A 24818-nucleotide genomic window follows, 5' to 3' on the forward strand; every position below is an offset into this window, starting at 1 on the left:
GAAGCAGCGAGTTCTCTCGCCTCAACCTTCTGAAACAAAAAAGCTGACGGCTATCAACGCAATCAAGCATGATAACCAGTAGAGTATTGCGCTCGCCAGAATATGACGGCTCCAGGATCAGAAGGACAATGATGTGATTATGGCTCAACCCCATCTTTTGGCAGAAAGAATTTCTCGCCTGAGCAACGCCCTGGAGAAAGGGCTGTATGAGCGGCATCATGCGATCCGCCTGTGCTTACTGGCGGCATTGAGTGGCGAGAGCGTATTTTTGCTGGGGCCGCCGGGTATTGCTAAGAGTCTGATTGCCCGCCGCCTGAAATACGCCTTCCAAAACGCCCGCGCCTTTGAATACCTGATGACCCGCTTTTCCACGCCTGAAGAAGTCTTTGGTCCCTTGTCTATCCAGGCATTGAAAGATGAAGGTCGCTATCAGCGATTAACCAAAGGCTATCTGCCGGATGCGGAAATCGTCTTTCTCGATGAAATCTGGAAAGCCGGCCCGGCGATTCTGAACACTCTGCTGACCGCCATCAACGAACGCCGCTTCCGTAACGGCGACAGTGAAGAAAAGATCCCGATGCGCCTGCTGGTCACCGCGTCCAACGAATTGCCGGAAGCGGACAGCGGGCTGGAAGCGCTGTATGACCGCATGTTGATCCGGCTGTGGCTGGACAACGTGCACGAGAAACAAAACTTCCGCAGCATGCTCACCCACCAGCAGGACGAAAACGATAATCCGGTGACAGAAGCGCTGCGCATTAGCGATGAAGAGTATCATCAGTGGCAGAAAGGCATCAGTCAGGTCAGCTTGCCCGATCATGTGTTTGAACTGATTTATCAGCTGCGCCAGCAGCTGGAAACGCTGCCTGATGCGCCGTACATTTCCGACCGCCGCTGGAAAAAAGCCCTTCACCTGCTGCAAGCCAGTGCGTTTTACAGTGGCCGCGTGACGATTGCGCCTATTGATATCATCTTGTTGAAAGATTGCCTGTGGCACGACGTCACCTCAATGAAGCTATTAGATCGTGAAATCGATGTGCTGATGACGCAACACGCCTGGCAGCAGCAGCCTTTGCTGCACAAGCTGCAGCAGATCAAAGGCCGTCGCCTGGCACTGCAACAGCAGCAGAGCGTGGCGCAAGCACTGACCCTGGAAAAACACAGCGGCATGTTCAGCCGCAAACCGCATTACGAACTGCCCGCTGCCATCACCGACGAACAACTGACTCTGATGCTGCAACAGCCGCTGACGCTGCACGATATGCAGGTCACGCATGTGCTCATTGGTCATGAGGCGCTTGATCAGTGGTTGCTGAAAGGCGGTGAAATCCGCGGAAAGCTAAACGGCATCGGCTTTGGTCAGACACTTGATCTGCTGGTGGATGCGCATCACTGCCTGACACTGCGCGATGTGAGTTTGCAATCCACGCGCTTAACGCTTCCCGGAGCCAGCAGCAGCAGCGACATGCCGCAGGAGATTCTGGATGAGTACGATGCGCTGGATACGCAATTGCGCGCCCAGCGCACGCTGTTCAGCCAGCACCAGCGCTGCCTGTTTATTAGCGATGACTGGCTGGCACGCATTGAAACCAGCCTGCAGGATGTGGCGGAACAGCTGAAACAGGCGCGTAAATGATCTCACTGGAGACGCTGAGCACGCTGCTATCGATTGGCGAGACTGAGTTAATCGAAGAGTTGATTCTGGCCCTGCTCGCGTCGCCACAGCTGGCACTGTTCTTTGAAAAATTTCCGCGCATGAAACAAGCCTTAATGCGCGATTTACCACGCTGGCGTACCGAGATTGCTGAACAGATGAAAACCACGCCGGTGCCGGAAGCACTGGCGCAGGAGTTTCAACTGTTTCAGCAGATGCAGTTACTTAGCACCCAGGATTTCACCCACCAGCTTCCCCACATCATGTCGCAGCTAAAAAGCCTGCCCTCGCCGTTTATCGAAGAGGCCAGCAAGCTGCTGCTGCACAACGAAAATGAGCAGCTCAGCAATGCGCAGCACACGCTGTTTTTGCAACGCTGGCGACTTAGCCTGACGCTGCAGACCCTGACGCTGAACGAAACTATCCTGGAAGAGCAGCGCGAACGCCTGATGTCCGAACTGCAACAGCGTATGGCGATCAGCGGCCAGCTGGCACCGATTCTTACCGATGATGATGAAGCCGCCGCGGGTCGCCTGTGGGATATGAGCAAAGCCCCGTTACAGCACGGCGATTATGAATTGATCGTGCAATATGGCGATTTTCTCGCGCAGCAGCCGGAATTAATGAAACTGGCGCAGCAGTTGGGCCGCAGTCGCGAAGCCAAATCGGTCCCGTCACAGGATGCGCCGCTGGAAGAATTTCACCAAATGGTGCGCGAGCCCGATCATGTGCCGGAAGAGGTCAGCGGCATTCATCAGAGCGACGATGTGTTGCGCTTGCTGCCGCCCGAACTGGCTGCCTTGAGTATCAGCGAACTGGAGCTGGAATTTTATCGCCGCCTGGTGGAAAAACGCCTGCTGACTTACCAGTTGCAGGGCGATGCCTGGCACGAGAAAGTCACGCTGCGCCCGGTCAGCCATCAGCAACATGAAGCGCAGCCGCGCGGCCCCTTTATCGTCTGCGTGGATACTTCGGGCTCAATGGGCGGATTCAATGAGCGCTGCGCCAAGGCCTTCTGCCTGGCTCTGCTGAAAGTCGCGCTGGCCGATAAACGTCGCTGCTACATCATGCTGTTCGCCCATGAAGTGATCGGTTATGAACTCACTGCCGACAGCGGCATCGAACAGGCCATCCGCTTCCTCAGCCAGCGCTTTCGCGGCGGCACCGATCTGGCGGCTTGCCTTGCTGCAGTCGTAAAACGCATGGAAGGCAGCATCTGGGATGAGGCCGATGCGGTGATCGTGTCGGATTTTATCGCCCAGCGTTTACCGGATGACACCATCAACGCTATCAAGCAACGCCAGCGCCAGCATCAACAACGTTTTCATGCGGTGGCGATGTCGCTCCATGGTAAACCGGGCATTCTGCGCATCTTCGATCACATCTGGCGCTTCGACACCGGACTGAAAAGCCGCCTGCTGCGCCGCTGGAAACGCTAATTCATCTGACAGAAATGCTTATTTGCTATAGTGATTAGTTCGCACACTGAGCATCTGGAGCATCTTGTGACTACCGCCCAACTTCCTGCACCGACCCGCACTTTGCAGCTCTCCGGCCAAAACGCCGAACAAAAACGGAGCGAGCTGCTGGCGTATTTCACCCAAACCTGGGATCTGTACGAAAGCCTGTTTGATTGCCTTGCCGATGAACGCGCCTATTTCAACAAAGCGATCTCGTTGCGTCATCCGCTGATCTTCTACTTTGGCCACACCGCCACTTTCTATATGAATAAGCTGATGGCAGGCCGCTATCTGGATGACCGTGTGGACGATCGCATTGAAGCGATGATGGCGATCGGTGTGGATGAGATGAGCTGGGACGATCTCAATGACAGCCATTACGCCTGGCCAACGGTGGAAGAGGTGCGTGACTATCGCGGCAAAGTTAAAAACCTGGTGAGCGAATTTATCCGCACCATGCCGCTCGAACTGCCGATTACGTGGGAAAGCCCGGCCTGGGTGGTGCTGATGGGCATTGAACACGAGCGTATCCATCTGGAAACCTCCAGCGTGCTGATCCGTCAGCTACCGATCGAATGGGTAAATCCGCAGGCGCATTGGCCGGTTTGTCCGCAGGCACGCCACGATCGCGCATCGGTTCCGGAGAACTCGCTGATAGCGATGCCTGGCGGCCGCGTCCAGCAAGGCAAAACGGATGATACTTACGGCTGGGATAACGAATACGGCAGTCAGGTAACGGAGCTCAAACCCTTTAAGGCCAGTAAAATGCTGGTCAGCAACGCCGAGTTTTATCGCTTTATCGCCGCTAACGGCTATCTGGATCAGCGCTGGTGGGATGAGGAAGGCTGGGGCTGGCGTGAATTCTCTGGCGCGCAGATGCCCACCTTCTGGGTGGGCGACATATCGCAGCCCGATCAGCTTAAACTGCGTTTAATGGCTGAAGAAGTGGCGATGCCGTGGGACTGGCCAGCGGAAGTGAATCAGCTTGAAGCTGCCGCATTCTGCCGCTGGATGGCCGAAGAAACCGGCAAATCGATACAGCTACCTTGTGAAGCCGAATGGGTGCAGCTGCGTGAGCAAGTCAGCGGCGATCAGCCTGACTGGATCGATGCGCCCGGCAATATCAATCTGGCTTACTGGGCTTCATCCAGCCCGGTGGATCGCTTTGCGCAGGGCGAGTTTTTCGACATCGTCGGCAATGTCTGGCAGTGGACCACCACGCCAACCAACGGTTTCGAAGGTTTCAAAGTTCATCCGCTGTATGACGATTTCTCAACGCCGACCTTTGATGGAAAACACGCGCTGATTAAAGGTGGCAGCTGGATTTCTACCGGCAACGAGGCGTTGAAATCGGCTCGCTATGCTTTCCGCCGCCATTTCTTCCAGCATGCCGGTTTCCGCTATGTGGTCTCCTCGCATGAAGAGACCATGGCGCTCAACCCATATGAAACCGACAGCATGGTGTCGCAGTATCTCGATTTCCAGTACGGGCCAGGCTACTACGACGTACCGAATTACGCCGTGGCGCTGGTGGAAAAACTGCTGCCTCACTGCAAGCAACGAGGAGTGGCACTGGATCTCGGCTGCGCCACCGGCCGCGCCAGTTTTGAACTGGCACGCCATTTCACTTCGGTCACTGGCATGGATTATTCGGCGCGCTTCATTGATGTGGCGTTGCAGCTCACCTCTGGTGAAGACTTCCGCTATGTGGTGCCGGAAGAGGGTGAGCTGGTGGAATATCGCCAGGTGCGCCTGAAGGACATTAACCTCAGTGACGAGCAAGCCGCACGCATTCAGTTTGTACAAGGCGATGCCTGTAACCTGAAACCGCAGCCGGATCGCTACGATCTGGTGCTGGCATCAAACCTGATTGATCGACTGCGTCAGCCACAGCGTTTCCTGCAGGACGTCATCCCGATGATCCGCTCTGGTGGGCTGCTGGTGCTCTCATCGCCTTATACCTGGCTGGAAGACTTCACCCCGAAGGAGAACTGGCTGGGTGGCGTGCGTGAGAACGGTGAAGCACTGACAACCTATCAGGCTTTGCAGCGTTTATTGCGTGATGCCTTTGAAGAAGTGGTGCCGCCGCAGGATGTGCCGTTCGTGATCCGCGAGACGGCGCGCAAGTATCAACACACTGAAGCGCAGCTCACAATCTGGCGTAAGCGATAAAAAAAGCGTGCAGACTGCGGCTCGCACGCGGTCTGCACCTTGCCTGCACTGCTAATTTGCTGCACATTCTCCACTGTTCATAGAAGAAGAACTCAAAGAGGATGGATGATGGCGGAACAACTGCAACTGGATAACCTTGATCGCGGCATTCTCAATGCGCTGCTGGAAAACGCGCGCACCGCGTATGCTGAGCTCGCCAAACAGTTCAATGTCAGCCCCGGCACCATTCACGTGCGCGTGGAGAAAATGCGCCAGGCGGGCATTATTTTGGGCACCCGCGTGGAAATCGACCCGCGTCAGTTGGGCTTTGATGTGTGCTGCTTTATCGGCATCATTCTGAAAAGCGCGCGTGATTATCCCGCAGCCCTCAGCAAGTTGGAGGCGCTGGATGAAGTGGTGGAAGCCTGGTACACCACCGGCCACTACAGCATCTTTATTAAGGTGATGTGTCGATCCATCGATGCGCTGCAACAGGTGTTGATCAATAAGATCCAGACCATTGATGAAATCCAATCCACCGAAACGCTGATCTCGTTGCAAAACCCAATCATGCGCACGATCAAGCCGTAGTTCTCCCCATTCCTGTGCACAACCTTATCCCAGGCGGATCACACCAGTGATGCGCCTTGTCGCCTGATGCTTTCTATTATTAACCCTGTTTTCCACAGGTGGATCACGGCTTGATCACAGCGTACAATGCTCGCCTTTAGTGCGGGAGAGCATCATGGCCGATATTACCTTAATCAGTGGCAGTACCCTTGGCAGCGCCGAATACGTCGCCGAACATCTGGAAGCAAAACTGCAGGAAGCGGGCTTTTCAACCGAGGTGCTGCACGGGCCAGAGCTGGAAGAGCTGCCGCAGGAAGGCATCTGGCTGATTGTGACTTCCACGCACGGTGCCGGCGAACTGCCAGACAATCTGCTTCCTTTATATGAAGCATTGCAGGAGACGCAGCCGGACCTTTCCGGTGTGCGCTATGGCGCAGTGGGTATCGGCAACCATGAATACGACCTTTTCTGCGGGGCCATTAAGCTGCTGGAAGATCAACTTAACCAGTTAGGTGCCAAACGTATTGGCGATCGGCTTGAGATCGACGTTCTCGAACATGAGATTCCTGAAGATCCGGCAGAAGTCTGGGTCGAGACCTGGAAAACGCAGATTTAAGACGATCTTTGCCGGTTGGGGATCGGGAAAAGTGAACGATCCCCAGTTTATTACGCTGTTTTATTGTTTTTTTTACGCGGCTATCTGTGGATAACATAGCCTCAAACGTGCGTATAACCGGTAGTTATCCCAATAACAACCCGTGATGCTTTTTTCACCTGTGCATAAGTAGCCATTTTGATCCCAGCTTATACGGATCAGGATCACCGATCACTAACAGCTAATGATCCTCATTAATCTTCTGTAATCACACGGCTTTTCAGGGTTATTAACAGATCATCGCGATCCTAATAAGAGATCTAATAGGAAGATCATATAAAAGAATAAAGATCCTTTCTTTTAAACCATCGGATCCCGCGACTATCGCCGCTCACAGAATTTCAGTAGAATCCACCGCCCAGGGCAACGATCCCTGTCCGAACACTAACGAGGACCCACTTCATGTTTTATCCAGATCCTTTTGACGTCATCGTAATTGGTGGTGGTCATGCGGGCACAGAAGCCGCGATGGCCGCTGCTCGAATGGGTCAGCAAACGCTGTTACTCACCCATAACATTGATACGCTTGGACAAATGTCCTGCAACCCGGCGATCGGTGGTATCGGCAAGGGACATCTGGTGAAGGAAGTGGATGCCTTAGGCGGCCTGATGGCTACCGCAATTGACCAGGCCGGCATTCAGTTTAGGATACTAAACGCAAGCAAAGGCCCTGCCGTGCGAGCAACCCGTGCTCAGGCAGACCGTGTACTGTATCGCCAGGCGGTACGCACCTCGTTGGAGAACCAGCCGAACCTGATGATCTTCCAGCAGGCGGTTGACGATCTGATTGTGGAAAACGATCGCGTGGTCGGTGCTGTGACCCAGATGGGGCTGAAGTTCCGTGCCAAAACCGTGGTGCTGACGGTCGGGACATTCCTCGACGGCAAAATCCATATTGGTCTGGATAACTATAGCGGTGGTCGTGCAGGCGATCCGCCATCCATTCCATTGGCTAAACGTCTGCGTGCTTTGCCGCTGCGCGTGAATCGCCTAAAAACCGGGACGCCACCGCGTATTGACGCACGCACCATCGATTTTTCGGTGTTGTCACCGCAGCATGGCGATACGCCAATGCCGGTGTTCTCGTTTATGGGCAATGTTTCACAGCACCCGCAACAAGTGCCGTGCTGGATCACCCATACCAACGAACAAACGCATGATGTGATCCGCAATAACCTCGATCGTAGCCCAATGTATGCTGGGATCATCGAAGGGATCGGACCTCGTTACTGCCCATCGATCGAAGACAAAGTGATGCGCTTTGCCGATCGTAATGCTCATCAGATCTTCCTTGAACCGGAAGGGCTGACCAGCAATGAAATTTATCCGAACGGTATCTCTACCAGCCTGCCGTTTGACGTGCAGATGCAGATCGTCCGCTCGATGAAAGGGCTGGAGAACGCGAAGATTATCCGTCCTGGCTATGCCATCGAGTACGATTTCTTCGATCCACGCGATCTGAAGCCAACGCTGGAAAGCAAATTTATCCACGGCCTGTTCTTTGCAGGCCAGATCAACGGCACCACCGGTTATGAAGAAGCCGCGGCGCAAGGTCTGTTGGCCGGTTTGAACGCCGCACGCGCTTCGGCGGACAAAGAAGGTTGGGCGCCACGTCGCGATCAAGCCTATCTCGGTGTGCTGGTTGACGATCTCTGTACGCTCGGCACCAAAGAACCGTACCGCATGTTCACCTCACGCGCAGAATACCGTTTGATGCTGCGTGAAGATAACGCCGATCTGCGTTTGACAGAAAAAGGCCGCGAACTGGGTCTGGTCGATGACGCCCGTTGGGCGCGTTATAACCAGAAGCTGGAAGCGATTGAACAAGAGCGTCAGCGTCTGCGTGAACTGTGGGTACACCCGAAATCAGACAACGTGGATGAAGTGAATAGCGTGATCAGTGCGCCGCTCACCAAAGAAGCCAGCGCTGAAGATCTGCTGCGCCGCCCGGAAATGACCTACGAACTACTGATGACGTTGCCGAGTTATGGCCCGGCATTAGCTGATGAGCAATCTGCAGAGCAGGTTGAGATTCAGGTGAAGTATGAAGGTTATATTGCACGCCAGCAGGAAGAGATTGATCGCCAGCAGCGCAATGAAAACACCTTGCTGCCCACCGATCTCGACTATCGTCAGGTTAATGGCTTGTCGAATGAAGTGATCGCCAAACTTAACGATCATAAACCTACCTCCATCGGGCAGGCCTCGCGTATTTCAGGTATTACCCCAGCAGCGATCTCCATTCTGCTGATTTACCTGAAAAAACAGGGCCTGCTGCGTAAAAGTGCCTGATCGACCCTGGGGCGAGGTCACTCGCCCCCGTTAATGGAATTTTCCTTGTGATTAACAAACTCTCCCGGCTGCTCGACGCGGCAAATATTTCCCTTACCGATCAACAAAAACAGCAGCTGGTTGGCTATGTTGAATTGCTGCACAAGTGGAACAAGGCTTATAACCTGACTTCGGTACGCGATCCCCAACAGATGCTGGTGCGCCATATTCTGGATAGCGTCGTGGTAGAACCGCATTTACAGGGCGAGCGCTTTATTGATGTAGGGACTGGGCCTGGATTACCGGGAATTCCACTGGCGATTGTGCGTCCAGAATCGCATTTCACGCTGCTGGATAGCCTGGGTAAACGCATCCGTTTCCTGCGTCAGGTACAGCATGAGTTAGGACTCACTAACATCACTCCGGTGCAGAGCCGTGTGGAAGATTTCCCTGCAGAGCCACCGTTTGATGGCGTAATCAGCCGCGCTTTTGCTTCACTGGAAGACATGCTGAACTGGTGTCACCACTTGCCTGGCACAACAGGTCGCTTCTACGCGCTGAAAGGTGTGCGTCCGGATGATGAAATTACAGCCTTGCCAGCGGGCTTTGTAGTAGAGAAGATTGAATCACTGCATGTGCCAGAACTGGATGGCGAGCGTCATTTAGTGGTGTTGTCCCGCCAGTAGCCACATTAAAGGTGCGGATTTAACCCCCGCCGCACCTTTAGTCAGTGAAATTTTGCTGAATAAAAAAGCAGCAGTTGAACACTTTTAGTCAAAAGCTTTAATTCGGTAGGGCAGGGTGAGTCGGTTAACAACCGCCACGGAAATTATCCGAAAAGCTCTGTTACATTTAACGAACATTTCACATTTCATTATCACTTAGATCACTTTATTGGCTGTATTTACTTGCGCAAATAGTCACGCCGGAAAATATAACTCTGCAATAAATCGGCGTGCGTAATATCAGTTTTACGTTTTTATTGCGGCGTATGATGTCAATAGAGTGTTTTTATCGAAAATCATGACCTGATGCTGGATGGATATTTATATCATGATGATAAAAAACAGCTTTAGTCACTTTTGAAATCTGAAAATTCATGCTTAAAACAAATTCATCCAGCAGCGCATTGCCTATAATGTGATCTGAAGCACGCTTTAAAAGCAAGCCAACTCGGCAATTTCAGAGATTTAGCTGAGCCATAGTGGAAGGTGATGTTTTGAAAAATAGCCCTTCAGAAAGAAATTTAAATAATTGTTCACCTTTTCGCTACTTACCGATTGAAATCGCAGGTGACGCCCGTATAATTTGCACGGCTTTTGCTGCTTGACTCAAATGAGTAAAGGCAGTCTTATACGACACGCGACATACCCCGTTCGGGGCAGGAGAGTTCAACGCCATGTCAGTGTCTCTTTACAGTGCGAAATTAGCCCGAACCGTGCTGGTTATCCAGCTGGTGACGTTTGTCATCATCGGTGCGCTCTTTGCTCTGAAAGATGTTACCTGGGGCGCTTCCGCCATCGCCGGTGGAGCGGCAGCCTGGCTGCCGAATGTGTTGTTTATGTTTTTAGCCTGGCGCCTGCAGGATCAAACGCCTGCCAAAGGTCGTGTAGCCTGGAGCTTCGCCTTCGGTGAGGTGTTCAAGGTCTTCATGACGGTCATTCTTCTCATGGTGGCGTTAGGTGTGCTTGGAGCGGTCTTCTGGCCTCTCGCAATCACGTGGTTATCGGTGCTGGTGGTGCAGATCGTCGCGCCGGCTGTAATTAACAACAAAGGGTAAGAGGCATCATGGCTGCTGGAGAAATCTCTACTCCGCAAGAATACATAGGTCACCACCTGAATAACCTTCAGTTGGACCTGCGTACTTTCGAGTTGGTGAATCCGCACGACGCTCCTGCGACGTTCTGGGTATTAAATATCGATTCCATGTTTTTCTCTGTGGTACTGGGACTGCTTTTCCTGGTTGTGTTCCGTAAAGTGGCAAAAAGCGCCACCAGCGGTGTGCCAGGGAAACTACAAGCGGCTATCGAACTGGTTGTCGGTTTCGTTGATAACAACGTGCGCGACATGTACCACGGTAAAAGCAAACTTATCGCCCCGCTGGCTCTGACGATTTTTGTCTGGGTCTTCCTGATGAACTTCATGGATCTGCTGCCTATTGATTTGCTGCCGTTTATCGGTGAGCACTATTTAGGCCTGCCAGCGCTGCGCGTTGTGCCGTCTGCAGATGTGAACATCACGCTGTCTATGGCGTTGGGCGTCTTTATTTTGATTCTGTTCTACAGCATCAAAATGAAAGGCATTGGCGGCTTCACCAAAGAACTGACGCTGCAGCCTTTTAATCACCCGATCTTCATCCCAATCAACCTGATTCTTGAAGGTGTTAGCCTGCTGTCTAAACCGGTTTCACTCGGTCTGCGACTGTTCGGCAACATGTATGCGGGTGAGCTGATCTTTATCCTGATTGCCGGCTTGCTGCCGTGGTGGTCGCAGTGGTTGTTGAATGTGCCATGGGCCATTTTCCACATCCTGATCATTTCGCTGCAGGCTTTCATTTTCATGGTCCTCACGATTGTCTATCTGTCGATGGCATCTGAAGAACATTGATTTTTTTATCTCAACACTAAGCTTTTAACTGAAACAAACTGGAGACTGTCATGGAAAACCTGAATATGGATCTGCTGTACATGGCTGCCGCTGTGATGATGGGCCTGGCGGCAATCGGTGCTGCGATCGGTATCGGCATCCTCGGAGGCAAATTCCTGGAAGGCGCTGCGCGTCAACCGGATCTGATTCCTCTGCTGCGTACGCAGTTCTTTGTTGTAATGGGTCTGGTGGATGCAATCCCAATGATCGCTGTAGGTCTGGGTCTCTACGTGATGTTTGCTGTCGCCTAAACCTGGTAGCCTTGTTCACTCATGGCACCTGGTGTGATGAGGGACGGATTCTGCCGTTTATCGCTGATAGCGGCAGAGCAAGTTAACTTAATAAGAGGCATTGTGCTGTGAACATTAATGCAACAATCCTCGGCCAGGCCATCGCGTTCATTCTGTTTGTCGCGTTCTGCATGAAGTACGTATGGCCGCCGATTATGGCTGCCATCGAGAAGCGCCAGAAAGAAATTGCTGATGGCCTTGCTTCTGCTGAGCGCGCGAAGAAAGATTTAGATCTCGCGCAGGCCAATGCGACCGACCAGCTGAAAAAAGCGAAAGAAGACGCTCAGGTCATTATCGAGCAGGCGAACAAACGCCGTGCCCAGATTCTGGACGAAGCGAAAACCGAAGCTGAGACTGAACGTAACCGCATCGTGGCACAAGCGCAGGCAGAAATCGAAGCCGAGCGTTCACGTGCCCGTGAAGAGCTGCGTAAGCAAGTCGCGTTGCTGGCATTAGCTGGCGCCGAGAAAATCATCGAACGTTCCGTGGATGAAGCTGCTAACAGCGACATCGTTGATAAACTGGTCGCTGAACTGTAAGGAGGGAGGGGCTGATGTCTGATCTGATTACTGTAGCTCGCCCCTACGCCAAAGCAGCTTTTGACTTTGCTGTTGAGCATCAAAGTATCGATCGCTGGCAGAGTATGCTGGCGTTCGCCGCAGAAGTGGCTCGTAACGAACAGATGGCAGATCTTCTTTCCGGTGCAATCGCGCCGGAAGCTTTGTCTGCCTCTTTCAACGCGGTTTGTGGCGATCAACTTGATGAACCCGCTCAGAACCTGATTAAGGTAATGGCGGAAAACGGACGTTTGACAGCACTTCCAGCGGTACTGGAACAGTACATCCAACTGCGTGACGCTTATGAAGCGACCGCCGAAGTGGATGTGATTTCTGCCAGTACCCTGAGTGACAGCCAGCTGAGTAAAATCAGCGCCGCGATGGAAAAACGTCTGTCACGCAAAGTTAAGCTGAATTGCAAAATTGACAAGTCTGTAATGGCAGGTGTGGTTATCCGTGCGGGTGACCTTGTGATAGATGGCAGCGTACGCGGCCGTCTTGATCGTCTGGCAGACGTCTTGCAGTCTTAAGGGGACTGGAGCATATGCAACTGAATTCCACCGAAATCAGCGAACTGATCAAGCAGCGCATTGCTCAGTTCAATGTGGTGAGCGAAGCTCACAACGAAGGTACTATTGTTTCTGTAAGTGACGGTATCATCCGCGTACACGGCCTGGCCGATGTCATGCAGGGTGAGATGATTGCCCTGCCGGGTAACCGTTACGCTATCGCACTGAACCTCGAGCGTGACTCGGTTGGTGCAGTAGTGATGGGCCCGTACGCTGACCTCGCCGAAGGCATGAAGGTTAAATGTACTGGCCGTATTCTTGAAGTTCCAGTTGGCCGTGGCCTGCTGGGCCGTGTGGTGAACACCCTGGGTGCACCGATCGACGGTAAAGGCGCAATCGACAACGACGGCTTCTCGCCTGTTGAAGTGATTGCACCGGGCGTTATCGACCGTCAGTCAGTAGACCAGCCTGTTCAGACCGGTTACAAATCTGTCGATGCGATGATTCCAATCGGCCGTGGCCAGCGTGAGCTGATCATCGGTGACCGTCAGACCGGTAAAACCGCAATGGCAATCGACGCCATCATCAACCAGCGCGATTCAGGCATCAAGTGTGTCTACGTTGCGATTGGCCAGAAAGCGTCAACCATTTCTAACGTGGTACGTAAGCTGGAAGAGCACGGCGCGCTGGCTAACACCATCGTGGTTGTGGCTTCTGCTTCTGAGTCTGCAGCACTGCAGTACCTGTCACCGTACGCTGGTTGTGCGATGGGTGAGTACTTCCGTGACCGCGGTGAAGATGCGCTGATCGTGTACGATGACCTGTCTAAGCAGGCTATCGCTTACCGTCAGATTTCACTGCTGCTGCGCCGTCCACCAGGTCGTGAAGCATTCCCAGGCGACGTGTTCTATCTCCACTCTCGTCTGCTGGAGCGTGCATCACGCGTTAGCGCTGACTACGTTGAGCGCTTCACCAACGGTGAAGTGAAAGGCCAGACCGGTTCTCTGACCGCGCTGCCAATCATCGAAACTCAGGCGGGTGACGTTTCTGCGTTCGTTCCGACCAACGTAATTTCGATTACTGATGGTCAGATCTTCCTGGAATCAAACCTGTTCAACTCCGGTATTCGTCCAGCCGTTAACCCGGGTATCTCTGTATCCCGTGTTGGTGGTGCTGCACAGACCAAGATCATCAAGAAACTGTCCGGTGGTATTCGTACCGCGCTGGCACAGTATCGTGAACTGGCTGCGTTCTCTCAGTTCGCATCTGATCTGGATGATGCAACGCGTAAGCAGCTGAGCCACGGTCAGAAAGTGACCGAACTCCTGAAACAGAAACAGTATGCGCCGATGTCTGTCGCGCAACAGGGTCTGGTGCTGTTTGCTGCTGAACGCGGCTTCCTGAACGACGTTGAACTGGCGAAAATCGGCAGCTTCGAAGCCGCTCTGCTGGCGTTCGCGGATCGCGACCACGCTGAGCTGATGGCTGAAATCAACCAAGCGGGCAACTTTAATAACGACATCGAAGCGAAGCTGAAAAGCTTGCTCGAAACGTTTAAAGCAACCCAGTCCTGGTAATGTCTGGCGGCTTGTCTGAAAAGGCAGGCCGCAAGGCTTTGAGGAGAAGCTAATGGCCGGCGCAAAAGAAATACGTAGTAAGATTGGAAGCGTAAAAAATACGCAGAAAATCACCAAAGCGATGGAAATGGTCGCCGCCTCCAAAATGCGTAAAACGCAGGAACGCATGGCGGCCAGCCGTCCGTATGCAGATACCATGCGCAAAGTGATTGGTCACCTTGCACTCGGTAATCTGGAATACAAGCACCCTTACCTGGATGAGCGTGACGTTAAGCGCGTCGGCTACCTGGTCGTTTCGACTGACCGCGGGCTTTGTGGTGGTTTGAACATTAACCTGTTCAAAAAATTGCTGGCAGATATGAAGGCCTGGTCCGATAAAGGCGTGCAGAGCGATCTGGCGATTATCGGTTCTAAAGGTAATTCATTCTTCGGCTCTGTCGGTGGCAACATCGTGGCACAGGTCACTGGTATGGGCGATAAGCCTGCACTGTCTGATCTTATCGGCCCGGTAAAAGTGATGTTGCAGGCCTATGATGAAGGTCGCATCGACAAGCTGTATATCGTCGGCAACAAATTTAATAACACCATGTCTCAGACTCCGACCATCACCCAACTGCTGCCGTTACCGCCAGCGGAAGGTGAAGAAGAGATGAAGGCGAAGACCTGGGATTACCTGTACGAACCCGATCCGAAAGCGCTGCTGGATACCCTGCTGCGTCGTTATGTCGAATCGCAGGTTTATCAGGGTGTGGTGGAAAACCTGGCCAGTGAGCAGGCCGCACGTATGGTTGCGATGAAAGCTGCAACCGATAACGGCGGAAACCTGATCAAAGAGCTGCAGTTGGTTTACAACAAAGCTCGTCAGGCCAGCATCACTCAGGAACTTACCGAGATCGTCTCGGGAGCCTCCGCGGTTTAACCAGGTTACGAATTAGGTAGAGGATTCAAGATGGCAGCTGGAAAGATTGTCCAGATTATCGGCGCCGTAGTTGACGTCGAATTCCCTCAGGACGCGGTACCGCAGGTATATAGCGCTCTCGAGGTAAAAAATGGTGATGCTCGTCTGGTGCTGGAAGTTCAGCAGCAGCTGGGTGGTGGCGTGGTGCGTACCATCGCCATGGGTACTTCTGACGGCCTGAAGCGCGGTCTGGAAGTCACCGACCTGAAAAAACCTATCCAGGTACCGGTTGGTAAAGCAACCCTCGGCCGTATCATGAACGTATTGGGCGAACCAATCGACATGAAAGGCGACCTGCAGAATGACGACGGCACCACAGTAGAGGTTTCCTCTATTCACCGTGCTGCGCCTTCTTATGAAGATCAGGCTAACTCGCAAGAGCTGCTGGAAACCGGCATCAAGGTTATCGACCTGATGTGTCCGTTCGCTAAGGGCGGTAAAGTCGGTCTGTTCGGTGGTGCGGGCGTGGGTAAAACCGTAAACATGATGGAGCTGATCCGTAACATTGCGGCTGAGCACTCAGGTTACTCGGTATTTGCTGGTGTGGGTGAGCGTACTCGTGAGGGTAACGACTTCTACCACGAAATGACTGACTCCAACGTTATCGATAAAGTAGCGCTGGTGTATGGCCAGATGAACGAGCCGCCGGGTAACCGTCTGCGCGTAGCACTGACCGGTCTGACCATGGCGGAGAAATTCCGTGATGAAGGCCGTGACGTTCTGCTGTTCATCGACAACATCTATCGTTACACCCTGGCCGGTACTGAAGTATCAGCACTGCTGGGTCGTATGCCATCTGCGGTAGGCTATCAGCCAACGCTGGCAGAAGAGATGGGTGTGTTGCAGGAGCGTATTACCTCCACCAAATCCGGTTCAATCACCTCTGTTCAGGCCGTTTACGTGCCTGCGGATGACTTGACTGACCCGTCACCAGCAACCACCTTTGCTCACTTAGACTCAACCGTTACGCTGAGCCGTCAGATCGCCTCTCTGGGTATCTACCCAGCTGTTGACCCGCTGGATTCTACCAGCCGTCAGCTGGATCCACTGATCGTGGGTCAGGAGCACTATGACGTTGCGCGTGGCGTGCAGTCTCTGCTGCAGCGTTACCAGGAACTGAAAGACATCATCGCCATCCTTGGTATGGACGAGCTGTCTGAAGAAGACAAACTGTTGGTGGCACGTGCGCGTAAGATTCAGCGCTTCCTGTCTCAGCCGTTCTTCGTTGCTGAAGTCTTCACCGGTTCTCCAGGTAAGTACGTGACCCTGAAAGACACGATTCGTGGCTTCAAAGGCATCATGGAAGGCGAATTCGACCACCTGCCAGAGCAGGCGTTCTACATGGTCGGCGCTATCGAAGAAGCCGTAGAAAAAGCGAAGAAACTGTAATAACGGTTTCCCAGGAGGAATAGTATGGCTATGACTTATCATCTGGACGTTGTCAGCGCGGAGCAGCAAATGTTCTCCGGTCTGGTTGAGCGTATCCAGGTGTCAGGTAGCGAAGGTGAGCTGGGTATCTACCCTGGCCACGCCCCGCTGCTGACAGCCATCAAGCCTGGTATGATTCGCATCGTGAAACAGCACGGCGAAGAGGAGTATATTTACCTCTCTGGCGGCGTGCTGGAAGTACAGCCGGGTAGCACTACCGTTCTGGCCGACACTGCAATTCGCGGTGAAGACCTTGACGAAGCGCGCGCGCTGGAAGCGAAACGCAAAGCAGAAGAGCACATGAACAGCAGCCACGGTGACGTGGACTATGCTCAGGCCTCTGCGGAGCTGGCGAAAGCTATCGCGAAACTGCGTGTAATCGAGCTGACCAAAAAAGCGATGTAATCAGGCTTTATGCGTCACGAAATGCCAGCCCTCGGGTTGGCATTTTTTTTGTCTGCGATAAATCTCGCCGCGACGACTTAGTTCGATTTTGTCGTGCTAAGCCGACCGATTGCATCGGCACAATGCATCGACGATGGCTGGGCCAGCACAGGTTTTATCCCCGATCACCCTTTCATCGCTATCCGCTAATTTCGGTCCGAGAAAAATGTAGTAATCTCAGGGGTAAACCTTACACTTTCGAAAGATAAATTGAGTCAGGATAGTTATGTCTACAAGCGCAATGAGTGTGGTGATTTTAGCCGCTGGCAAAGGCACCCGTATGTATTCCGATCTGCCCAAAGTACTGCACACCCTGGCAGGCAAACCGATGGTTCAGCATGTGATTGATGCGGCGACCGGCCTTGGCGCCCAGCAGGTGCATCTGGTGTACGGTCACGGCGGCGATCTGCTGCAAGAGAAACTGGCCCACAACACCCTGAACTGGGTACTGCAAGCTGAACAGCTCGGTACTGGCCATGCAATGCAGCAGGCAGCGCCTTTCTTTGCCGATGACGAAGACATCCTGATGCTGTATGGCGATGTGCCGCTGATCTCGCAAGCCACTTTACAGCGTCTGCGTGAAGCGAAACCTGAAGGTGGAATCGGTTTGCTCACCGTGGTGTTAGACAATCCTACCGGCTATGGCCGCATCGTGCGTGAAAACGGCACAGTGACCGGCATCATTGAGCAGAAAGATGCCTCAGCAGAACAGCTAAAGATTCAGGAAATTAACACCGGCATCCTGATTGCCAATGGCGGCGATCTCAAACGCTGGCTGGCGCAGCTCAACAATAACAATGCCCAGGGTGAGTTTTATATCACCGATATCATCGCCATGGCGCATCACGAAGGTCGCGTGATCAACGCGGTACATCCTGCCCGTATCAGTGAAACCGATGGCGTGAATAACCGCCTGCAACTGGCCACGCTGGAGCGTGCTTACCAAACAGAGCAAGCCGAAAAGCTGCTACTGGCAGGCGTGATGCTACGCGATCCGGCGCGTTTCGATCTGCGCGGTACGCTGGCACACGGCCGTGATGTTGAGATCGATACTAATGTCATCATTGAAGGCAAGGTGACGCTGGGCGATCGCGTGAAAATCGGCGCGGGCTGCATTATCAAAAACAGCGTGATTGGTGATGATTGTGAAATCAGTCCCTATTCGGTGATCGAAGATGCCGCCTTAGCCGCTGCCTGCACCGTTGGGCCGTTTGCACGTTTGCGTCCTGGCAGCGAGTTGGCGGAAGAGGCGCACGTGGGCAATTTCGTTGAGATGAAAAAAGCCACGCTGGGCAAAGGATCTAAAGCCGGCCATCTCTCTTATCTTGGCGACGCCGAAATTGGCGCGGGCGTAAACATTGGAGCGGGCACCATTACCTGCAACTACGATGGCGCCAACAAATTCAAAACTATCATCGGCGACAATGTGTTTGTCGGTTCCGATACCCAGCTGGTGGCCCCGGTCACCATCGCAGCTGGCGCGACCATTGCAGCAGGCACCACGGTTATGAAAGATGTCACCGCCGCCGATTTGATCTACAACCGTAAAGAACAGAATCAGAAGTCTGGCTGGCAGCGTCCGGTGAAGAAAAAATAAATTTTAAGGGCCGGCAAAGATCGGCCCGTTAGAAAAATACCCAAAATAATTCGAGTTTCAGGAAGGCGGCAAGTGCATGAATCCTCAGGAGCTTACTGAAGTAAGTGATTGGGGTGAATGCACGTAGCCAACGCACCTGAAATTTGAAGTATGAAGGGTAGATCCCCAACTCTCTACAAGGCTCGGGGAAATCAGGTCAGAAGACAACGCAATGGCCGAAAGCCATGAAGTCAGGAAACTATTATGTGTGGAATTGTTGGTGCAGTAGCGCAGCGTGACATCGCAGAAATTCTGCTGGAAGGTCTGCGTCGTCTTGAGTATCGCGGTTATGACTCTGCGGGTCTGGCAGTGGTGGATCGTCAGGGGCACATGACGCGTCTGCGTCGTCTCGGCAAAGTGGCCAATCTGGCCGAAGCCGCAGAGCAGCAGCCGCTGATTGGTGGCACCGGTATCGCTCACACTCGTTGGGCAACCCACGGTGAGCCATCAGAAGCGAATGCGCATCCGCATGTCTCTGAGCACATCATCATTGTGCACAACGGCATCATTGAGAACCATGAGCCACTGCGTGCTCAGATGATTGAGCGCGGCTATACCTTTGCCTCAGAAACCGACACCGAAGTGGTGGCGCATCTGGTGCACTGGGAGCAGAAACAGGGCGGCACATTGCGCGAAGTGGTACTGCGCGTGATCCCTCAACTGCGCGGTGCTTATGGCATGGTGATCATGGACAGCCGCGATCCGTCCGTGCTGGTGGCCGCCCGCTCTGGCAGCCCGCTGGTGATCGGCCGTGGTGTGGGTGAGAACTTTATCGCTTCCGATCAGCTGGCCTTGCTGCCGGTGACCCGCCGCTTTATGTATCTGGAAGAGGGCGATATCGCTGAAATCACCCGCCGTGAAGTCACTATCATCGATCGTGATGGTAAGCCAGCCAAACGTGCGGAAATTGAATCTACTGCGCAATACGATGCCGGTGATAAAGGTACCTATCGCCACTACATGCAGAAAGAGATCTACGAGCAGCCAAACGCGATTAAAAACACCATTACCGGTCGTTTTAACCACGGGCAGGTCGATCTCAGCGAGCTGGGCCCCCATGCCGAAGAATTACTGAGCAAGGTTGAGCACATCCAGATTATTGCCTGCGGCACGTCATACAACTCTGGCATGGTATCGCGTTACTGGTTTGAGTCGCTGGCCAACCTTCCTTGTGATGTGGAAATCGCCTCTGAATTCCGCTATCGCAAATCCGCGGTGCGCAAAAACAGCCTGCTGATCACCCTGTCGCAATCGGGTGAAACCGCCGATACGCTGGCTGCGCTGCGTCTGTCAAAAGAACTCGGCTATCTCGGTTCGCTGGCCATCTGTAACGTTGCGGGCTCTTCGCTGGTGCGTGAGTCCGATCTGGCGCTGATGACCAAAGCCGGCACCGAAATTGGTGTGGCCTCGACCAAAGCCTTCACCACCCAGCTGGCGGTTCTACTGATGCTGGTGGCGAAACTGGGACGTCTGCATGGCATGAAGCCGGAAACCGAGCACGAAATCGTGCATGCGTTGCAGGCCTTACCGAGCCGAATTGAGCAGATGCTGGCGCAGGATAAAGTGATTGAAAGCCTGGCGGAAGGTTTCTCTGACAAACATCATGCGTTGTTCCTTGGCCGTGGCGATCAGTACCCGATTGCGATGGAAGGCGCGCTGAAGCTGAAAGAGATCTCCTATATCCACGCGGAAGCCTACGCGGCCGGAGAGCTCAAACACGGCCCGCTGGCGCTGATTGATGCCGATATGCCGGTTATCGTGGTCGCGCCGAACAACGAGCTGCTGGAGAAGCTGAAATCGAATATTGAAGAGGTACGCGCACGCGGCGGTCTGCTGTATGTGTTTGCCGATCAGGATGCCGGTTTCACCGATAGCGATGGCATGAAAATCATCTCTCTGCCGCACGTCGAAGAAGTGATTGCGCCGATCTTCTATACGGTGCCATTACAGCTGCTTTCGTATCATGTCGCGCTGATTAAAGGTACAGATGTTGACCAGCCGCGTAACCTGGCGAAATCCGTTACCGTTGAATAATCAGTAGAAAGAGCGGGTCTGCAACGGGCCCGCTCGCTTTTTAATCGGTGTCATATAACTGTCATATTTCGTACATTTCACTGTCATCAAACTGTCCTATTTTCCCTCCAGCAGCAATCACTGACTCTTACTAAAAAAGGCATTGAGCCTGATTTTTTTTGAATCCCCTGGAGGGAACATGACACTGATGCGTACATCCGTAGCCCGAATCCTCGCCGCCACCTTCGCAGTAAGCGCGGTATCTGCTTTTGCAGCCACCGATCTGACTGGTGCTGGCGGTACATTCCCGGCACCGGTTTATGCCAAGTGGGCAGCAGAATACCAGCAAGCCACCGGTAGCAAAATCAACTATCAGGGTATTGGTTCTTCAGGCGGCGTTAAGCAGATCATCGCTAAAACCGTTGATTTCGGTGCGTCAGATGCGCCGATGGCTGATGCCGATTTGGAAAAAAATGGTCTGTTCCAGTTCCCTACCGTTATCGGTGGCGTGGTGCTGGCCGTTAACATCCCAGGTGTAAAATCAGGTGAACTGACGCTGGACGGCAAAACCGTTGGCGACATCTACCTGGGCAACATCAAAAAGTGGAACGACCCGGCGATCACTAAACTGAACCCAGGCGTGAAACTGCCAGACACCAACATCAACGTGGTTCGCCGCGCAGATGGTTCAGGTACCTCTTTCGTTTTCACCAGCTACCTGTCTAAAGTCAACAGCGACTGGAACAGCAAAATTGGTAAAGGCAACACCGTTAACTGGCCAACCGGTCTGGGCGGTAAAGGAAACGACGGCGTTGCAGCCTTCGTTCAGCGTCTGCCAGGTTCAATCGGTTACGTTGAGTATGCTTATGCTAAGCAGAACAACCTGACCTACACCAAACTGATGGATGCAGATGGCAAGCCAGTTGCGCCAAGCGAAACTAGCTTCTCAAACTCTGCTAAAGGCGCAGACTGGAGCAAATCTTTCGCTCAAGACCTGACCTTCCAGAAAGGTGCAGATGCATGGCCAATCTCTTCTACCACCTTCATCCTGATCTACAAAGAGCAGGCTGATGCGGCTAAAGGTGCTGAAGTGATGAAGTTCTTCGACTGGGCTTACAAAGGCGGCAGTAAAACTGCAACCGCACTGGATTACGCTGCGCTGCCAGAAAGCGTTGCTAACCAGATTCGCACTGCCTGGAAAGCGAACATCAAAGACAGCTCCGGCAAAGCGATTTATAAGTAAGCGAATGACCCGGTTAGTCTCCCCTGACTGACCAACCCGATGGGCGGCATGGTATGCCGCCCTGAACTTCCTCTGAGAACCGAGAAACTTATGGCTGCCACTAAGCCGACGTTCAAAGCCCCAGGTAAACAAGGTGACATGATTTTCGGCGCGCTGGTGAAACTTTCCGCGCTTATCGTGTTGTTGTTGATGGGTGGCATTATCGTCTCCCTGATTTTCTCTTCCTGGCCTAGCATCCAAAAATTTGGTTTTTCCTTCTTATGGACCAAAACCTGGGATGCGCCAAACGAACAATTTGGTGCGCTGGTACCGATTTACGGCACCCTCGTCACCTCCATTATTGCTCTGGTCATCGCGGTGCCGGTGAGCTTTGGCATTGCGCTGTTCCTGACGGAACTGTCGCCTAACTGGCTACGTCGCCCGCTGGGTACCGCGATTGAACTGTTAGCAGCAATCCCGAGTATCGTTTACGGCATGTGGGGCCTGTTTATCTTCGCCCCGCTGTTCGCTGAGTACTTCCAGACGCCGGTCGGCAACGTCATGTCGAACATTCCGATTGTGGGCACCCTGTTCTCAGGCCCGGCTTTCGGTATCGGTATTCTGGCGGCAGGTGTGATCCTCGCCATCATGATCATTCCGTACATTGCTTCGGTGATGCGTGATGTGTTTGAGCAGACGCCGGTGATGATGAAAGAGTCCGCTTACGGCATCGGTTGCACCACGTGGGAAGTGATCTGGCGCATCGTGCTGCCATTCACCAAAAACGGCGTGATCGGTGGTGTGATGCTGGGACTCGGCCGCGCACTGGGTGAAACCATGGCGGTGACCTTTATCATCGGAAACACCTACCAGCTCGACAGCGCATCGCTATTTATGCCGGGCAACAGTATCACCTCCGCACTGGCGAACGAATTCGCTGAAGCGGAATCAGGCGTGCACGTAGCCGCGCTGATGGAGCTGGGTCTGATCCTGTTCGTGATTACCTTTATCGTGCTGGCGATCTCTAAACTGATGATCCTGCGTCTGGCGAAGAGTGAAGGAGCCCGTTCATGACAGCTATTGAAATGCAGGCTCGCGCTGAGCTGGAAGCCTCTCGCCGCAAAATGCAGGCGTGGCGCAGCACCAAAAACAAAATTGCTCTGACCTTGTCGATGCTGACCATGGCCTTTGGCCTGTTCTGGCTGGTGTGGATTCTGTTCACCACCGTCACCAAAGGCATCGATGGTCTGAGCTGGTCACTGTTCACCGAATCAACGCCGCCGCCAAATACCGCAGGCGGTGGTTTGGCCAACGCCCTGGCGGGCAGTGGATTATTGATTCTGTGGTCAACGGTAATCGGTACGCCGCTGGGCATCATGGCGGGTATTTACCTGGCAGAATATGGTCGCAAGCACTGGCTGGCGGAAGTGATTCGCTTCATCAACGACATCTTGTTGTCAGCACCGTCGATTGTAGTGGGCTTGTTCGTCTACACCATCGTGGTCGCGCAGATGCAGCACTTCTCTGGCTGGGCGGGTGTGGTGGCGCTGGCGCTGTTGCAGATTCCGATCGTGATTCGTACCTCAGAAAACATGCTGCGTCTGGTACCAGACAGCATGCGTGAAGCGGCTTATGCGCTGGGTACGCCGAAGTGGAAGATGATTTCGGCCATCACGCTGAAAGCCTCAGTATCCGGGATTATCACCGGTGTGCTGCTGGCCGTCGCGCGTATCGCGGGCGAAACCGCACCGCTGCTGTTTACTGCGCTGTCGAACCAGTTCTGGAGCACCGACATGATGCAGCCAATCGCCAACTTGCCAGTGACGATCTTCAAATTCGCCATGAGCCCGTTTGCGGAATGGCAAAGCCTGGCATGGGCGGGTGTGTTGATCATTACCCTGTGTGTGCTGCTGCTGAACATTGTCGCGCGAGTGGTTTTCGCCAAGGGCAAACACTAATTTCCCGGCGCGGCTTCGGCGGCGCTGCACAAGAGAGATGAGCAATGAGTATGGCAACGACTTCTGCCGGTAAAATTCAGGTTCGCAATCTGAACTTCTATTACGGAAAGTTTCACGCTCTGAAGAACATTAACCTGGATATCGCGAAGAACCAGGTCACCGCCTTCATCGGACCATCAGGCTGTGGTAAATCCACCCTGCTGCGCACCTTCAACAAAATGTACTCGCTCTACCCTGAGCAGCGTGCTGAAGGTGACATTCTTCTGGATGGCGACAATATTCTGGCTTCCCATCAGGATATCGCCCTGCTGCGCGCACGCGTCGGCATGGTGTTCCAGAAGCCAACGCCGTTCCCAATGTCGATTTATGACAACATCGCGTTTGGCGTGCGTCTGTTTGAAAAGCTGTCACGTGCCGATATGGACGAGCGTGTGCAGTGGGCACTGACCAAAGCCGCGCTGTGGAATGAAACCAAAGACAAGCTGCATCAGAGCGGTTACAGTCTCTCAGGTGGACAGCAGCAGCGTCTGTGTATCGCACGCGGCATCGCGATTCGCCCGGAAGTATTGTTGTTGGATGAGCCATGCTCAGCACTTGACCCGATCTCCACTGGTCGTATCGAAGAGCTGATCACCGAGCTGAAGCAGGATTACACCGTGGTGATCGTGACGCACAACATGCAGCAGGCCGCGCGTTGTTCAGATCATACCGCTTTCATGTATCTGGGCGAGCTGATTGAGTTCAGCGACACCGATACACTGTTTACCAAGCCCGCACAGAAGCAGACCGAAGATTACATCACCGGTCGTTACGGCTGAT

22 protein-coding genes are annotated in these 24818 nt (G+C 53.4%); all 22 read left to right on the forward strand.

The genetic code is table 11. From position 1 onward, the window contains the following. Positions 1 to 139: 139 nt before the first annotated feature. The 22 genes from ravA to pstB all read left to right on the forward strand — a co-directional run bounded on the left by ravA (position 140) and on the right by pstB (position 24817). On the forward strand, positions 140 to 1636 hold the full coding sequence (ravA, locus tag ACXI0A_RS01260; RefSeq protein WP_476150659.1) for an ATPase RavA: 1497 nt from the start codon (positions 140 to 142) through the stop codon (positions 1634 to 1636). Then, complete coding sequence (viaA, locus tag ACXI0A_RS01265; RefSeq protein WP_476150658.1) at positions 1633 to 3093, forward strand: ATPase RavA stimulator ViaA; 1461 nt, start codon at positions 1633 to 1635, stop codon at positions 3091 to 3093. The genes ravA and viaA overlap by 4 nt, the downstream gene beginning before the upstream one ends. A gap of 66 nt (positions 3094 to 3159) precedes the next feature. Next, positions 3160 to 5286: a 5-histidylcysteine sulfoxide synthase gene (ovoA, locus tag ACXI0A_RS01270; protein ID WP_476150657.1), complete on the forward strand. Its 2127-nt coding sequence runs from the start codon at positions 3160 to 3162 to the stop codon at positions 5284 to 5286. 108 nt (positions 5287 to 5394) lie between these two features. Further along, positions 5395 to 5856, forward strand: a complete 462-nt coding sequence (asnC, locus tag ACXI0A_RS01275) for a transcriptional regulator AsnC (RefSeq protein ID WP_034830053.1) — start codon at positions 5395 to 5397, stop codon at positions 5854 to 5856. A gap of 154 nt (positions 5857 to 6010) precedes the next feature. Next, complete coding sequence (gene mioC / locus ACXI0A_RS01280) at positions 6011 to 6451, forward strand: FMN-binding protein MioC (RefSeq protein WP_224933632.1); 441 nt, start codon at positions 6011 to 6013, stop codon at positions 6449 to 6451. Positions 6452 to 6892: 441 nt separating this feature from the next. After that, a complete protein-coding gene (gene mnmG / locus ACXI0A_RS01285; protein ID WP_476150656.1) occupies positions 6893 to 8782 on the forward strand; it encodes a tRNA uridine-5-carboxymethylaminomethyl(34) synthesis enzyme MnmG in 1890 nt (629 codons plus the stop codon). 47 nt (positions 8783 to 8829) lie between these two features. Continuing rightward, entirely contained in the window at positions 8830 to 9447 is a 618-nt protein-coding gene (gene rsmG / locus ACXI0A_RS01290; RefSeq protein ID WP_476150655.1) for a 16S rRNA (guanine(527)-N(7))-methyltransferase RsmG, read from the forward strand. Between the two features lie 713 nt (positions 9448 to 10160). Then, positions 10161 to 10541, forward strand: a complete 381-nt coding sequence (atpI, locus tag ACXI0A_RS01295) for a F0F1 ATP synthase subunit I (RefSeq protein ID WP_100701633.1) — start codon at positions 10161 to 10163, stop codon at positions 10539 to 10541. A gap of 8 nt (positions 10542 to 10549) precedes the next feature. Further along, positions 10550 to 11368: a F0F1 ATP synthase subunit A gene (gene atpB / locus ACXI0A_RS01300; RefSeq protein ID WP_224933635.1), complete on the forward strand. Its 819-nt coding sequence runs from the start codon at positions 10550 to 10552 to the stop codon at positions 11366 to 11368. 50 nt (positions 11369 to 11418) lie between these two features. Continuing rightward, positions 11419 to 11658, forward strand: a complete 240-nt coding sequence (gene atpE, locus ACXI0A_RS01305; RefSeq protein WP_003849523.1) for a F0F1 ATP synthase subunit C — start codon at positions 11419 to 11421, stop codon at positions 11656 to 11658. 107 nt (positions 11659 to 11765) lie between these two features. Then, entirely contained in the window at positions 11766 to 12236 is a 471-nt protein-coding gene (gene atpF / locus ACXI0A_RS01310; protein ID WP_034830044.1) for a F0F1 ATP synthase subunit B, read from the forward strand. 14 nt (positions 12237 to 12250) lie between these two features. Continuing rightward, positions 12251 to 12784, forward strand: a complete 534-nt coding sequence (atpH, locus tag ACXI0A_RS01315; RefSeq protein ID WP_224933636.1) for a F0F1 ATP synthase subunit delta — start codon at positions 12251 to 12253, stop codon at positions 12782 to 12784. Positions 12785 to 12798: 14 nt separating this feature from the next. Continuing rightward, the gene (atpA, locus tag ACXI0A_RS01320; protein WP_224933637.1) at positions 12799 to 14340 is read left to right on the forward strand and encodes a F0F1 ATP synthase subunit alpha; all 1542 of its coding nucleotides are present in this window, start codon (positions 12799 to 12801) and stop codon (positions 14338 to 14340) included. 52 nt (positions 14341 to 14392) lie between these two features. Further along, positions 14393 to 15259, forward strand: a complete 867-nt coding sequence (gene atpG / locus ACXI0A_RS01325) for a F0F1 ATP synthase subunit gamma (protein WP_200573961.1) — start codon at positions 14393 to 14395, stop codon at positions 15257 to 15259. A gap of 30 nt (positions 15260 to 15289) precedes the next feature. After that, the gene (gene atpD / locus ACXI0A_RS01330; protein ID WP_224933638.1) at positions 15290 to 16687 is read left to right on the forward strand and encodes a F0F1 ATP synthase subunit beta; all 1398 of its coding nucleotides are present in this window, start codon (positions 15290 to 15292) and stop codon (positions 16685 to 16687) included. 24 nt (positions 16688 to 16711) lie between these two features. Then, positions 16712 to 17131, forward strand: coding sequence for a F0F1 ATP synthase subunit epsilon (locus tag ACXI0A_RS01335; RefSeq protein ID WP_034830038.1), 420 nt, complete (start codon positions 16712 to 16714; stop codon positions 17129 to 17131). 265 nt (positions 17132 to 17396) lie between these two features. After that, positions 17397 to 18767, forward strand: coding sequence for a bifunctional UDP-N-acetylglucosamine diphosphorylase/glucosamine-1-phosphate N-acetyltransferase GlmU (gene glmU, locus ACXI0A_RS01340; protein WP_476150654.1), 1371 nt, complete (start codon positions 17397 to 17399; stop codon positions 18765 to 18767). 243 nt (positions 18768 to 19010) lie between these two features. After that, on the forward strand, positions 19011 to 20840 hold the full coding sequence (gene glmS / locus ACXI0A_RS01345; protein ID WP_224933640.1) for a glutamine--fructose-6-phosphate transaminase (isomerizing): 1830 nt from the start codon (positions 19011 to 19013) through the stop codon (positions 20838 to 20840). 178 nt (positions 20841 to 21018) lie between these two features. Further along, positions 21019 to 22062 carry a phosphate ABC transporter substrate-binding protein PstS gene (gene pstS / locus ACXI0A_RS01350; protein WP_476150653.1) on the forward strand — a complete coding sequence of 348 codons (1044 nt, stop codon included), beginning with the start codon at positions 21019 to 21021 and terminating at the stop codon, positions 22060 to 22062. A gap of 90 nt (positions 22063 to 22152) precedes the next feature. Then, positions 22153 to 23115, forward strand: coding sequence for a phosphate ABC transporter permease PstC (pstC, locus tag ACXI0A_RS01355; RefSeq protein WP_224933642.1), 963 nt, complete (start codon positions 22153 to 22155; stop codon positions 23113 to 23115). Further along, a complete protein-coding gene (gene pstA / locus ACXI0A_RS01360) occupies positions 23112 to 23999 on the forward strand; it encodes a phosphate ABC transporter permease PstA (RefSeq protein ID WP_038643964.1) in 888 nt (295 codons plus the stop codon). The genes pstC and pstA overlap by 4 nt, the downstream gene beginning before the upstream one ends. 44 nt (positions 24000 to 24043) lie before the next feature. After that, the gene (gene pstB, locus ACXI0A_RS01365) at positions 24044 to 24817 is read left to right on the forward strand and encodes a phosphate ABC transporter ATP-binding protein PstB (RefSeq protein WP_034830029.1); all 774 of its coding nucleotides are present in this window, start codon (positions 24044 to 24046) and stop codon (positions 24815 to 24817) included. The last annotated feature ends 1 nt before the right edge of the window (position 24818 follow it).

This window comes from Pantoea sp. C1E2 (genome assembly GCF_056491465.1).